The following is a 13,542-nucleotide window of genomic DNA, read 5'->3' on the forward strand; positions in this document are numbered from 1 at the left end:
CGGCTGGAAACGTTAAATCACTTCCCGATGCAGAACGACCCGAAGATCGCCCCCAGCAGATCGTCGCTGCTGTAGCTGCCGGTGATTTCGCCCAGCGCCTGCTGGGCGTGGCGCAGTTCTTCGGCGGCGAGTTCGCCGGCGCGGGTGGTGGCCAGGACGGTGGCGGTGCGATCGAGGTGGTCGCGCACGGTTTCGAGGGCCAGGACGTGGCGGCGGCGGGCGCTGAAGCTGCCTTCGCCGCCGGCACCGGCCAGCAGGCGCAGGGCCTTGCGCAGGGCGTCGAGGCCGGCGCCGGTCTTGGCCGAGGCCCACAGCCAGCGGGTGCCGTTGCGCTGGCCACTGCGGGCGGGGGCCTGGTCCAGGTCGATCTTGTTGATCATCACCAGCCGCTCGACGCCTTCGGGCAGGTTGGCGAAGAACTGCTGGTCGGCGTCGGCGTGGTCGGCGTCGGTGACCAGCAGGGCCACGTCGGCGCGCTGCAGTTCGCCGTGGGCGCGGCGCACGCCTTCGCGTTCGACTTCGTCGTCGGTGTCGCGCAGGCCCGCGGTGTCGGCCAGTTCGAGGGCGATGCCGTCGAGGTCGAGGTGCTCGCGCAGCACGTCGCGGGTGGTGCCGGCGACAGCGTTGACGATGGCGCGGTCGCTGCCGGCCAGCGCGTTGAGCAGGCTGGATTTGCCGGCGTTGGGGCGGCCCACGATGGCCACCTTGAGGCCATCGTTCAAGCGCAGGCCGCGTTGCGCCTCACGCAGCAGCTCGGCCAGTTCGGTGCGCAGGCTGTCGAGTTGCGCCGTGATGGCCGGGTCGGCGAGGAAGTCGATCTCTTCCTCGGGGAAATCGATCGCCGCCTCGATGTGGACGCGCAGGGCGATCAGGGCTTGCAGCAGCGCCTCGACCTTGCGCGAGAACACGCCTTCCATCGAGTGCAGCGCGGCGCGGGCGCCGGACTGCGAGCGCGCCGCGATCAGGTCGGCGACGGCTTCGGCCTGGGCCAGGTCGAGCTTGCCGTTGAGAAAGGCGCGTTCGGTGAATTCGCCGGGTCGGGCCAGCCGCGCGCCCAGTTCGCAGCAACGGCGCAGCAGCAGGTCGAGCACTACTGCGCTGCCGTGGCCTTGCAGTTCCAGCACGTGCTCGCCGGTGTACGAGGCGGGCGCGGGGAAGTGCAACAACAGGCCGCGGTCGATGAGCTCGCCGTCACCGTCGCGGAAGGCGGCGAAGTGGGCGTACCGGGGTGTGGGTGCGCGACCGAGCAAGGTTGCCGCGATGACGGGAGCCGCCGGCCCGGATACACGTACCACGCCCACGCCGGCGGCGCCGGCGGCACTGGCGATGGCGGCAATGGTGTCGGTGACGGGCGGTGTCATGGGAAAGGCGTTGTCTTGGTGTCGGCGATAAAAGAAAACAGCCGCGGCGAGGTCATCGACGCGGCTGGGTAGGGAAGCAGCGCGCCGATGCTCAGGCCGCTTTCGCTTCCTCGCGATCCACGTGGTGCGTGACCCACCACTGCTGGCCCAGGCCGACCAGGCCGTTCACCGCGTAGTACAGGCACAGACCGGCGGGGAAGAAGGCGAACATCACCGAGAACAGCAGCGGCATCACCTTCATCATCTTCGCCTGGGTCGGGTCCATGCCCGCGGCGACGGGGTTCAGCCATTGGGTGCCCAGCATCACCAGCGCGTAGATGATCGGCAGGATGTAGAGCGGGTCGGCGGCGCTGAGGTCGGGGATCCACAGGAACGGCGCGTGGCGCAGTTCCAGGCTGTACTCGAGCACGTAGAACAGGCCGTAGAACACCGGCATGGTGATCAGCACCGGCAGGCAGCCGCCCATCGGGTTGACCTTCTCCTTCTTGTACAGCTCCATGGTGGCCTGCTGCATCTTCAGCTTGTCGTCGCCGTAGCGCTCCTTCAGCTGCGCGATGCGCGGTGCCAGCTTGCGCATGCGCGCGCTGGAGCGGTACTGCACCGCGGTGAGCTTCCAGGTGAGGCCCTTGATCAGCAGCACCAGCAGGATGATCGCCAGGCCCCAGTTCTTCGTTATCGCGTGGAACTGCGACAGCACCCAGTGCATCGGCACCGCGATGGCCTTGAGCATGCCGTAGTCGATGGTGAGGTCCAGCCCCGGCGCGATCGCGTCCAGCGTGCCTTGCACGTTCGGGCCGATGTACAGCCGGGCCTGGCTGCTCTGGCTCTGCCCGGGCGCCACCGTCATGGCCGGACCGATCGCGCGGATCAGGTAGCGCGGATGCGCGCTGTCAGGGTCGAGCGTGGTGGTGACGTAATGGTCGGTCTGGTCCGCCGGCGGGATCCACGCGGCGAAGTAGTACAACCTCAGCATCGCCGCCCAGCCGCCCTTGTAGGACGCATCGAGCGCGTCGTCCTTCTCGGCGAAATCCTTGAACGGCAGCTTTTCGAACTTCTCGCCGGTGTACCAGGCGGCGCCCTGGAAGCTGCGCGATTCGGGGTCCATGAAGCTCTTCAGCCAGCCCTCGGGCTTGGGCGGCTCCACCCGCAGCAACTGGCGGTAGGCGTTGCCCTGCCAGGTCTGGCTGCTGCCGTTGTCGATGCGCTGGGTCAGCCCGATCACGTAGCTGCCGCGCTTGAACGTGTAGATCTTGGTGACCTTGAGACCGTCCGCGTTCTGCCAGGTCAGCGGCACCTGCAATTCGTCCTGGCCGCTGGCCAGCGTGTAGGCGGCCTTGTCGCTGTGGAACAGCGCCAGGTGGTTCGGTTGATCCTGCGTGCCGGAGCTGCTGACCAAGCCGTTCTGCGCCACGAAATAGCGCGTGGCGCTGTCGTTCAGCAGCGCTACCGGCGGCGGCGAGGGATGCTTGTGGGTGGGGGCGACGGAGGGGTAGGCGAGCAGGTCGCTGTGCACCACGCTGCCGCCGCGGGTATCCACGACCAGGCGCAATACGTCGGTGGTGATGGTGATGCGCGGCGATGGCGCTGCCGATGGCGCCGTGGCGTGGTCGGCAGCGACCGCGGCAGGCGCCGAGCCGGCCTCGGGTATCGCGCCCGGCACGCTGGCATCGGCCGGCACCGCAGCGCTGGACGCGCTGGCCACGGCGGCCTGTGGCGGTTGCGGCGCGTAATCCTTCTCCCAGGCCAGAAACAGCAGATAGGCGACCGCCAGCAGGGCGAACATGAGGAAGGTGCGCGTTTGATTCATCGCGTAGCAAATCCGGTAACGCCACGACTCGGAGCGGCCGCGGGAGGCAGGAAAAGGGAGGTCAACGGCCGATTGTGGTGGTGTCGTCGACCCGCTTCAATGGTTCGGCTGGCGCCGTGCTGGCGAGCAGCTTGTTCCACAACGTGTCGATTTCCGCCAGCAATTGCGGCCCCGGCACGTTGGCCGCCTGCTCGCGCGCCATCACCATCAGGTCGACCGCAGGCAGCCGATGGCGGACCTGGCGAAAGGACTCGCGCACCAGGCGCTTGATGCGGTTGCGCTCGACCGCGCGTTTCGAAACGCGCTTGGAGACCGCCAGGCCAAGCCGGGCATGACCCAGCTCGTTGTCTCGGAAGCGCATATGAAAACAGCGGCCGCCTGCGCGTCCGCTGCTTGCTCGCAAGGCGGCGAAATCACCCGGCCGACGCAACCGCGCCTCGCGCGGCAGTCCGGCAGGGGCCATCACCGGTACGCCGCTTACGGGATCAGGCGCTTGCGGCCCTTGGCGCGACGGGCGTTGAGGACTTTGCGACCGTCGGCGGTGGCCATACGGGCACGGAAACCGTGCGTGCGCGCGCGCTTGAGCTTGCTGGGCTGGAAGGTCCGCTTCATGGCTTACTCCGAAGGGAATGTGGGTAAAAAGGTTTGCGAGTATGTGGTCAGATCGTGGCGCTGTCAAATGCGCCCGCCGCCGGCCTGTGGACACCATGTGGATAAAACGGCATGGCGGCAGGGCGTACTGGTAGACTTGCCGATCGACATTCCGCGCGCCAGCGCTTCCTGCAGTGGATTGAATAGATCGATGAGTGATTTGTGGCGACGTTGCCTCGAGCGTCTGGAAGGCGAATTGAGCGCCGAGGACCTGCATACGTGGCTGATGCCGTTGCAGGCCCGCGACAGCACCACGGGCCTGCAGTTGTTTGCCCCCAACCCCTACACGCTCGACACCGTGCGCGACCGCTACCTGGCGCGCATCGAGTCGGTGATGGAACAGTTGACCGGCCATGCGCTGACCGTGCGCCTGGAGGTGGGCTCCAGCTCGCCGCGTCCGGCGCCGGCGACCAGGCCCGCGTCCGCGCCGGCACCGGCCGTGCAGGAACCGGCGGCGGCCAGTTTCCCGCACAACCTGGACCCGCATTACACCTTCGAGACCTTCGTCGAGGGCAAATCCAACCAGCTGGGCAAGGCGGCGGCGATGCAGGTGGCGATGAACCCCGGCCGCGCCTACAACCCCCTGCTGCTGTATGGCGGCACCGGCCTGGGCAAGACCCACCTGATGCACGCCGCGGGCAACCTGATCCGGCAGCAGAACCCGGAGCGCAAGGTGCTGTACCTGCGTTCGGAGCAGTTCGTGGGCTCGATGATCGAGGCGCTGCGGACCAAGAGCATGGACCAGTTCAAGCAGCGCTTCCGCTCGGTGGACGCGCTGCTGATCGACGACATCCAGTTTTTCGCCGGCAAGGACACCACGCAGGAGGAGTTCTTCCACACCTTCAATGCGTTGTTCGAGTCCAAGCAGCAGATCATCCTCACCTGCGACCGCTACCCGAAGGAGGTGGACAAGCTCGAACCGCGCCTGAAGTCGCGCCTGGGCTGGGGCCTCAGCGTGGCGATCGAACCGCCGGATTTCGAGACGCGCGCGGCGATCCTGCTGGCCAAGGCCCACGACAAGGGCGTGGCGGTGGACGAGAACGTGGCGATGCTGCTGGCCAAGCGCATCCGCTCCAACGTGCGCGACCTGGAGGGTGCACTGAACACGCTGGCGGCACGGGCCAACTTCTACGGCAAGCCGATCACCACCGATTTTGCCGAAGAGACCTTGCGCGACCTGCTGGCCACGCACGCCCAGGCCATCACCGTACCCAACATCCAGAAGATCACCGCCGAGTACTTCAACGTGCGACTGCAGGATCTGCTGTCGAAACGGCGCGTGCGTTCGCTGGCGCGGCCACGGCAATACGCGATGGCGCTGTCGAAGGAGCTCACCGAGCACAGCCTGCCGGAGATCGGCGAGGCCTTCGGCGGCCGCGATCACACCACCGTGCTGCACGCGTGCCGCACGATCCGCAAGTTCGTCGAAACCGATACCCGCATGCGCCAGGATTGGGAGCAGTTGATCAGGACGTTGACAGGCTGACGTAGCCGCGCGTGCGAAAGTCATGCATAACTGGCGGGGCTGGCTGTGGATAATAGGTGGATGAAACGCCGCAAAAAGTTACCCACAATCGATCAACAGCCGGACCGCCTCGCCAGCCACAGCCGTTGGTCCCGTTAAGCAATTGATTTTAATGGCAATATGGCGACATCAAAGTTATCCACGGCGCCAACTACAACAACTAAACTTCTTTTAAAAAAACAGAACAGAAGCTAGGGGAAGCGAAATCATGCAATTCAGCATCCAGCGAGAAGCCTTGCTCAAGCCGCTGCAGCAGGTGATTGGCGTTGTGGAGCGCCGCCAGACGCTTCCCGTGCTCGCCAACCTGCTGGTCAAGGTCGGCGACGGCAAGGTGTCGTTGACCGGCACCGATCTCGAGGTGGAGATGATTGCCTCCACCGCCGCCGAGAAGCTGGCCGAAGGCGAGATCACGATCCCGGCACGCAAGCTCTTCGATATCGTGCGGGCGCTGCCCGATGGCGCGCAGATCGACCTGAAACTCAACGGCGACCGTGTGGCGCTCAACGCCGGACGCAGCCGTTTCACGCTCACCACGCTGGCGGCCAGCGAATTTCCCACCGTCGACGAAATCGAGTTGGTGGAAACCGTGAGCCTGCCCGAGCAGGTGCTGCGCGACCTGATGGAGCACACCTCGTTCGCGATGGCCAACCAGGACGTACGCTATTACCTCAACGGCATGCTGCTGGACCTGCAGGAACACACGCTGCGCTGCGTCGCCACCGATGGCCACCGATTGGCGATGAAGGAAACGCAGCTGCAGAGTTCGGTCAGCACGCGGCGGCAGATCATCATCCCGCGCAAGGGCGTCAACGAGCTGGTCGGCCTGCTGGAATCGGGCGACGGCGAGGTGGAGCTGGAGTTCGGCCGCAACCACCTGCGCGTACGCCGCGGGGGCGTGGTGTTCACCTCCAAGCTGATCGACGGGCGTTTCCCGGATTACGAGGCGGTGATCCCGCTGGGCGCCGACAAGACCGCGACGCTGGACCGCGAGGTGCTGCGGGGCGCGCTGCAGCGCGCCGCGATCCTCTCCAACGAAAAATACCGCGGCGTGAAACTGGAACTGTCCCCGGGCAAGCTGCGCATCGTGGCGCACAACCCCGAGCAGGAAGAGGCGGTCGAGGAAGTGGAGGCCGACACCCATGTTTCCGAACTGGCGGTCGGCTTCAACGTGGGCTACCTGCTGGACGCCCTGGCAGCCCTGGACGGGGAGAAGGCGCGGCTGAGCCTGCGCGACGCCCAATCCAGCTGCCTGGTGCAGGAGGAAGCGAGCGAACAGGCCCGTCACGTGATCATGCCGCTGCGACTCTGACGCTTCATGACGGCAGTTTTGCGGGAGAGGACAAACGCCGGGCGTCTCGCGACTGCCCGGCGTTTTTTCGTGCGGAGGTCGCCGCATGCGATTTGAGCGGCTGCGCATCCAGGGGCTGCGTTGCCTGTCCGAGGTGGAGGTGGACCTGGGCCCAGGCATCAACGTGTTCGAAGGCCCGAACGGCGCCGGCAAGACCAGCATGCTCGAAGCCGCCTTCCTGCTGTCGCATGCGCGCTCGTTTCGCAGCGGCGCGCGGGACGCGCTGCTGCAGCGTGGCGCTTCCGAGCTCGCGGTGTTCGCCGAGCTCATGCATGGCGATGGACGGTCACGCCGGGTCGGTCTGGGCCGGGCCGGATCGCCGCGATGGGACGCCAGAATCGACGGCGAGAAGGCGGCCTTGGGCGCCTTGGTGGGCGAGTGTGCCGTGGTGTGTTTCGAGCCTGGGTCACACGCGCTGATCGCTGGCGCCGCGGACGAACGCCGCCGCTACCTGGACTGGGGCGTGTTCCATGTGGAACAAGGTTTTCTCGAAACATGGCGTCGTTACCAGCGCGCGCTCAAGCAGCGCAATGCGCTGCTGCGCTCCGCCGCGTCCGCTGACGAGCTCTTCTCGCCATGGGAAGCGGAGCTGGCCCAGGCGGCGCACACCATCGAGGCGCAGCGGCAACGCTATCTTGAACAATTGACACCCATGCTCGCCAAGAGCGCCGGCAACCTGTTGCCGGAGCTCGGGGTCGTGGAGCTTCGCTATCGGCGCGGTTGGCCCGAGGGCAGCGATCTCGCCGATGTCCTGGGTGAAAGCCGTGCACGCGACCGCCTGCGGGGTCACACCACCGTCGGCGCACACCGCGCCGACTGGGCGCTCGCCTTCACCCACGCCCCCTTGCGCGAACACCTGTCGCGTGGCCAGGAGAAGCTGGCGGCACTGGCCAGCCTGCTGGCGCAGGCGGCGTTGTTTGCGGCAGAGCGGGGCGAATGGCCGGTTGTCTGCCTCGACGACCTGGCCTCCGAGCTGGATCATCCCCATCAGCAGGCGCTGGTGGCCGAGCTCCAGGCAGCGGGCGCCCAGGTTTTGCTTACCGGTACGGAACTGCCGCCCGCGCTTGCGGCCGTCCCACACCGCCTGTTCCATGTGGAACAAGGCCAGGTGGCACGCCTGTTATAATCACGGGGTTGCATCCACCCGATTGCATACCCTTGTCCGGCGGCGCGGCGCCACGCCGGACGGGTCGATGGCGCCAGGATAGACCTCCCCATGAACGAACCCCTCAACGAATCCCACTACGATTCGAGCAACATCAAGGTACTCAAGGGCCTTGAGGCGGTGCGCAAGCGCCCCGGCATGTACATCGGCGATACCGACGATGGCACCGGACTGCACCACATGGTGTTCGAGGTCGTCGACAACGCGATCGACGAGGCCTTGGCGGGCTACTGCGACCGGGTCGAGGTGACCATTCACGAAGATGGCTCGGTAAGCATCAGCGACAATGGCCGCGGCATTCCGGTGGACATGCATCCGGAGGAAGGGCGCTCCACCGCGGAAGTGGTGATGACGGTGCTGCATGCCGGCGGCAAGTTCGACGCCAACTCCTACAAGGTCTCCGGCGGCCTGCATGGCGTGGGCGTTTCCGTGGTCAACGCCTTGAGCGACCACCTGTGGCTGACCATCCACCGCGACGGCCATGAATACCTGCAGGAATACTCGCTCGGCGAGCCGTTGTTCCCGCTGAAGGAAATCGGACCGTCGAACCGGCGCGGCACCACGGTGCGCTTCCTGCCCAGCCCGGAGACGTTCACCAACAACATCGACTTCCACTACGAAGTCCTGGCCAAGCGGCTGCGCGAGCTGGCCTTCCTCAACTCCGGCGTAACCATCGAGCTGAAGGACGAGCGCGGGGACGGGCGGGCGGACACCTTCGCCTACGAGGGCGGCATCCGCTCGTTCGTGCAACACCTGGCGCAGCTCAAGACGGCCCTGCATCCGAACGTGATCAGCCTCACCGCCGAGCAGGACGGCATCGTGGTCGAAGTGGCCATGCAGTGGACCGACTCGTACAACGAGACCATGTTCTGCTTCACCAACAACATCCCGCAGCGCGATGGCGGCACCCATCTCACCGGTTTTCGCGCGGCGCTGACCCGTTCGCTGCAGAACTACATCGAAAAGGAAGGCCTGGCCAAGAACGCCAAGGTGGCTCTGTCCGGCGACGACATGCGCGAAGGCATGATCGCGGTGCTGTCGGTGAAGGTGCCTGATCCGAAGTTCTCCTCGCAGACCAAGGACAAGCTGGTGTCCTCCGAGGTGAAGACCGCGGTGGAGCAGGCCGTCAACGAGAAGCTGGGCGAATTCCTGCTGGAGCATCCGAACGAGGCCAGGGCGATCGCCTCCAAGGCGGTCGATGCCGCCCGCGCCCGCGAAGCCGCGCGCAAGGCGCGCGAGATGACTCGCCGCAAGGGCGCGCTGGACATCGCCGGCCTGCCCGGCAAGCTCGCCGATTGCCAGGAGAAGGACCCGGCGCTGTGCGAACTGTTCCTGGTCGAGGGCGATTCCGCCGGCGGCTCGGCCAAGCAGGGCCGCAACCGCAAGACCCAGGCCGTGCTGCCGCTGAAGGGCAAGATCCTCAACGTGGAAAAGGCGCGCTTCGACCGCATGCTGTCCTCGGCCGAAGTGGGCACGCTGATCACCGCGCTGGGCACGGGCATCGGCAAGGACGAGTACAACCCGGACAAATTGCGCTACCACCGCATCATCCTGATGACCGACGCGGACGTCGACGGCTCGCACATCCGCACCCTGCTGCTGACCTTCTTTTACCGCCAGATGCCCGAGCTGATCGAGCGCGGCCACGTCTACATCGGCCTGCCTCCGCTGTACAAGGTGAAGCAGGGCAAGCAGGAGCTGTACATCAAGGACGACAGCGCGCTGAACGACTACCTGATCTCCAGCGCGGTGGACAACGCCTCGCTGACCTACAGCCCGGATGCGCCGCCGATCACCGGCGAAGCGCTGGAGAAACTGCTGCGCGGTTACCAGTACGCCCAGGACCAGATCGCCAAGCTGGCCCACCGCTTCGACGCGGCCGTGCTCGACGCGCTGCTGGAACACCCGCCGATCGAGCCGGCCCTGTGGAGCGATGCGGCGGCCATGCAGGTGTGGCTCGACGGTGCCGCGCAACGCCTGGCCGCCAGCGGGCTGGGCAAGCCGCATTACCGCATGGCGTTGCGCCCCGGCCACGACGATCAACCACCCGCGATCGAGGTGGTGAGGGAACAGCACGGCCTCAGCCATACGTGGTTCCTGCCGCAGCCCTTCTTCAGCAGCAACGAGTTCCGCCCGCTGCTGGCGATCAGCCAGCAGATCGCCGGCCTGATCCAGCCCGGTGCGGTCGTGCGCCGCGGCAACGCGTCGCGTGGCGTGCTCAATTTCGTCGACGCGCGCAACTGGCTCCTGGACGAGGCGAAGAAAGGCCGCAGCATCCAGCGCTTCAAGGGCCTGGGCGAAATGAACCCGGAGCAGCTGTGGGACACCACCGTCAACCCCGACACCCGCCGCATGCTGCAGGTCGGCATCGAAGACGCCATCGCGGCCGACCAGATCTTTTCCATGCTGATGGGCGAAGCGGTGGAGCCGCGGCGCGACTTCATCGAGACCAACGCGTTGAAAGTGGCCAACCTGGACATTTGACCGGCCCGGCCTTCACGCATGTGACGCCGGGCTCGGCACGCCGCGACGAAATATGCACGGAAAAATAGGGACAATCCGCAGGGCTTTCGGCAAAGAATCTCTAAGTAATTGATATACTTAATATTAATTTTATAAATCAACGCTTGTCACCGCGCGCCGCGGCGCGCTACGCTCAGCGACCCCCCCACGCGTGCAGCGTGGACCCCATAACCACGAGGACCGTCATGAAGCCCTTTCATCTGTTCCGGACGCTAGCAGGCGCGATGCTCGCGCTGGCCTTGTTCAGCAGTCCGCTGATGGCGCGCCAGCACAAGTCGGACGGCGACAAGAAGGAGGCGCTGTACCCCGACGCCACCCGCGAGGCGCCCAAGCTCGACCTGACCAGCAAGAAGGACCAGAAGGCCATCAACGAGGGCCTCGACGCGGTGGGCGCGGGCGACACGGCCAAGGCCGAAGAAGTGCTCGGGCCGATTGCCGAGGGCGGCAGCAAGAGCAAGTACGCCCAGGCCCTGGCGCTGCAGGGGCTGGCCAACCTCAAGTACAACGACGGCGACGTCAAGGGCGCCATCGCCACCTTGCAGAAATCGCTGGACATCGGCGTGATGCCCAACGACACCTATTTCCAGCTGATGTACGAACTGGCGCAGTTCCAGCTTGCCGACGAGCAGTACCAGGCGGCGCTGGACACCATCGCCAAGTGGCGCGCCGAGGGTCGGAAGGAAACGGCCGACTCGTACGCCCTCGAGGGCAACGCCTATTACCGGCTGGAGAAGTACCCCGAGGCGATCGCCGCCATCCAGAAGGCCAAATCGCTGACCGACGAACCCAAGGACACCTGGAACCAGATCCTGATGGCCAGCTACGCGCAGAGCGGCCAGAAGGACCAGGCGATGAAGCTGGCGCAGGAACAGCTCGCCGCCAATCCGAACGATCCGGAGGCCCGCAACAATGCCGTGTCGGTGCTGGTCAACGCCGAGAAATACGGCGAGGCGATCCAGCTGCTGGAGAAAGCGCGCGCCGCGGGCACCTTGACCACGGAAAAGGACAACATGACGCTGGCCAAGCTGTACCTGCTGCAGGCGCAGAGCAGCAACGACCCGGCACCGGACGCGGCGAAGGCGGCGCAGGTGCTCCAGGACGGCATCGACAAGCACACGATCGCCGGCAACGGCGAGACCTACAAGCTCATGGGCCAGGCCTACGAAATGGCCGGCAACTCGGCCAAGGCCATCGCCGCCTACAACCTGGCGCTGCCGCAGGCCACCGATGGCGAATCCGCCCTGCGCGCCGCACACCTGCTGATGGTGGACAACAAGTTCAGCCAGGCCAAGCCGTTGCTGGAGCAGGCGATCCAGAAGGGCGTGAAGCACAAGGGCACGGCGTACATGCTGCTGGCCGAGACCGAACGCGCCCTCAAGAACAAGCCGGCGGCCATCGCCGCCATGAAGCAGGCGGCGCAGCAGCCGGAAACGGCGGAGAAGGCCAAGGCGTGGCTCAAATCCGCCGGTGTAAGCAAGTAGAACAGCCCTGCGAACCCGTGATTCAGATGGACGTCCATCTGGTGTTCACGGGTGCTATACAAATGCCTCAGGCTGTTGTACCGTTGAAAATTCTTCCCCGCGTATCCCCAGCGGCGAGTACTGTCCGGAAGGGCAAGACTCGACCCATGCGCTGCGGCACGTCCACTCCGATTGACTAGCTTCAGAAAGTTGACAGATGGCCTCTAGTAACGAAGAAAACGGGCGTGAACCATTCAGTTGGAAACGCACCTGGGCGTTGGCGGTGGCCATCGGGCTGCACGCATTTGCGTTCCTGTTGCTGATCGCGCCCATGGCGCCCCATCAGAAAGAACAGAAAGCCAAGGAACACATCGTCCAGGTAAGTTTCATCCCGCCGCCGCCGCCGCCGCCACCGCCGCCGCCGCCGCCGCCGGAACCGCCGAAACAGCCGCCACCGAAGATCATCAAGCAGGTCGTGCCGCCGCCGACACCGCCGCCGCCGGCTCCGCCGCCGGCCGTGGAAGAGCCGTCGCAGATGGCCGTGCAGGCACCGCCGCCGGCACCACCGGCACCGCCGGCGCCGCCGACCGAGATCACGGCCAGCCAGGATCTGAGCTACAACAGCCGTATTCAGCCCCGGTACCCGCCACAGGCGATCCGCATGCGGCATGAGGGCACGGTAGTGTTGATGATCCTGGTGGGCGTGGATGGTTCGCCGAAGGACATCAAGGTCGACAAATCCAGCGGTTACCATGAGCTCGATCGTGCGGCGATGGATGCAGCACGGCGCTGGCGCTTCAATCCCACAGTACGAAACGGACAGAAGGTCGAGGGGTACGCCCGCGTTCCCGTCAACTTCAATCTCAATCAGATGTAATCGGGATGTTCCCGATTGCATTCACAGTTCACGCTTGACTTCCCTAGGGTAGCGTTATGTTCCTACAGACTCCTGCACCGTCCGATGCCACTCCCGTCATGGGTGGCAACACCAACGCCGAAGCCATGAAACAGATGGGCTTCGCCAACCTGGCACAGAACTTCGACTGGCTTGGTTGGGTGGTTTTCATCACGCTGGTCGTGATGTCGTTCCTTTCCTGGTACTTCATCATTGCCAACGGCATCCGCAACGCCATGGTGCGTTCGCGTGCCGACAAGGTGATCAACGATTTCTGGGGCAACGCCTCCACCCAGGACGCCATCCGCGAGCTGGAAGCCCAGCCCAAGGGCGAACCGTTCTCGAAGATCGCGCTGGACGCCGCTTCCGCGGTGGCCCATCACCAGCAGTCGGTTGCCGGTGCGCCGGGTCGCCTGGCCGAGTCGCTGAGCCGCTCGGAATTCATCGACCGCGCCCTGCGCCAGGCCGTGGCTCGCGAGAGCCTTCGCCTGGAAGCTGGTCTCACCCTGCTCGCCACGGTGGGCTCGGCGGCGCCGTTCGTCGGTCTGCTCGGTACCGTGTGGGGCATCTACCACGCGTTGATCGGCATCGCCGCCACCGGCAACGCGTCGATGAACGCCGTGGCAGGTCCCGTCGGTGAAGCGCTGATCATGACCGCCTTCGGTCTGTTCGCGGCTATCCCGGCGCTGTTCGCGTTCAACTTCTTCAACCGCTCGAACCGTCTGACCTACGCTCGTTTCGACGAATTCGCGCACGACCTTCATGACTTCTTCGCCACCGGTTCGCGCGTCGAAAGCCAGAAGTGAG

At 65.6% G+C, this 13,542-nt stretch carries 11 protein-coding genes; 7 read left to right on the plus strand and 4 right to left on the minus strand.

All coding sequences use genetic code 11. The features are described from left to right. Positions 1 to 17: 17 nt before the first annotated feature. The 4 genes from mnmE to rpmH form a co-directional block, all read right to left on the minus strand. Entirely contained in the window at positions 18 to 1,361 is a 1,344-nt protein-coding gene (mnmE, locus tag ABD017_RS05845) for a tRNA uridine-5-carboxymethylaminomethyl(34) synthesis GTPase MnmE (RefSeq protein WP_343881126.1), read from the minus strand. A 91-nt stretch (positions 1,362 to 1,452) separates the two neighbouring features. Beyond that, the gene (gene yidC / locus ABD017_RS05850; RefSeq protein WP_343881128.1) at positions 1,453 to 3,168 is read right to left on the minus strand and encodes a membrane protein insertase YidC; all 1,716 of its coding nucleotides are present in this window, start codon (positions 3,166 to 3,168) and stop codon (positions 1,453 to 1,455) included. 61 nt (positions 3,169 to 3,229) lie between these two features. Then, positions 3,230 to 3,631, minus strand: coding sequence for a ribonuclease P protein component (rnpA, locus tag ABD017_RS05855; protein ID WP_343881130.1), 402 nt, complete (start codon positions 3,629 to 3,631; stop codon positions 3,230 to 3,232). Positions 3,632 to 3,645: 14 nt separating this feature from the next. Continuing rightward, complete coding sequence (gene rpmH / locus ABD017_RS05860) at positions 3,646 to 3,780, minus strand: 50S ribosomal protein L34 (RefSeq protein ID WP_007510029.1); 135 nt, start codon at positions 3,778 to 3,780, stop codon at positions 3,646 to 3,648. A 190-nt stretch (positions 3,781 to 3,970) separates the two neighbouring features. On the opposite strand from rpmH, the gene dnaA reads away from it, so the two are divergent. The 7 genes from dnaA to ABD017_RS05895 all read left to right on the plus strand — a co-directional run bounded on the left by dnaA (position 3,971) and on the right by ABD017_RS05895 (position 13,541). Further along, complete coding sequence (dnaA, locus tag ABD017_RS05865; protein ID WP_343881133.1) at positions 3,971 to 5,305, plus strand: chromosomal replication initiator protein DnaA; 1,335 nt, start codon at positions 3,971 to 3,973, stop codon at positions 5,303 to 5,305. 247 nt (positions 5,306 to 5,552) lie between these two features. Further along, positions 5,553 to 6,653, plus strand: a complete 1,101-nt coding sequence (dnaN, locus tag ABD017_RS05870) for a DNA polymerase III subunit beta (protein WP_343881135.1) — start codon at positions 5,553 to 5,555, stop codon at positions 6,651 to 6,653. Positions 6,654 to 6,738: 85 nt separating this feature from the next. After that, positions 6,739 to 7,818: a DNA replication/repair protein RecF gene (gene recF, locus ABD017_RS05875; protein ID WP_343881137.1), complete on the plus strand. Its 1,080-nt coding sequence runs from the start codon at positions 6,739 to 6,741 to the stop codon at positions 7,816 to 7,818. A gap of 90 nt (positions 7,819 to 7,908) precedes the next feature. Beyond that, a complete protein-coding gene (gyrB, locus tag ABD017_RS05880; protein WP_343881139.1) occupies positions 7,909 to 10,341 on the plus strand; it encodes a DNA topoisomerase (ATP-hydrolyzing) subunit B in 2,433 nt (810 codons plus the stop codon). A gap of 224 nt (positions 10,342 to 10,565) precedes the next feature. Next, positions 10,566 to 11,861, plus strand: coding sequence for a tetratricopeptide repeat protein (locus ABD017_RS05885; protein WP_343881142.1), 1,296 nt, complete (start codon positions 10,566 to 10,568; stop codon positions 11,859 to 11,861). A gap of 196 nt (positions 11,862 to 12,057) precedes the next feature. Beyond that, positions 12,058 to 12,717: an energy transducer TonB gene (locus tag ABD017_RS05890; protein WP_343881144.1), complete on the plus strand. Its 660-nt coding sequence runs from the start codon at positions 12,058 to 12,060 to the stop codon at positions 12,715 to 12,717. A gap of 98 nt (positions 12,718 to 12,815) precedes the next feature. Next, positions 12,816 to 13,541, plus strand: a complete 726-nt coding sequence (locus tag ABD017_RS05895; RefSeq protein ID WP_343882188.1) for a MotA/TolQ/ExbB proton channel family protein — start codon at positions 12,816 to 12,818, stop codon at positions 13,539 to 13,541. The last annotated feature ends 1 nt before the right edge of the window (position 13,542 follow it).

Source organism: Rhodanobacter caeni, from assembly GCF_039523575.1.
GTDB lineage: Bacteria > Pseudomonadota > Gammaproteobacteria > Xanthomonadales > Rhodanobacteraceae > Rhodanobacter > Rhodanobacter caeni.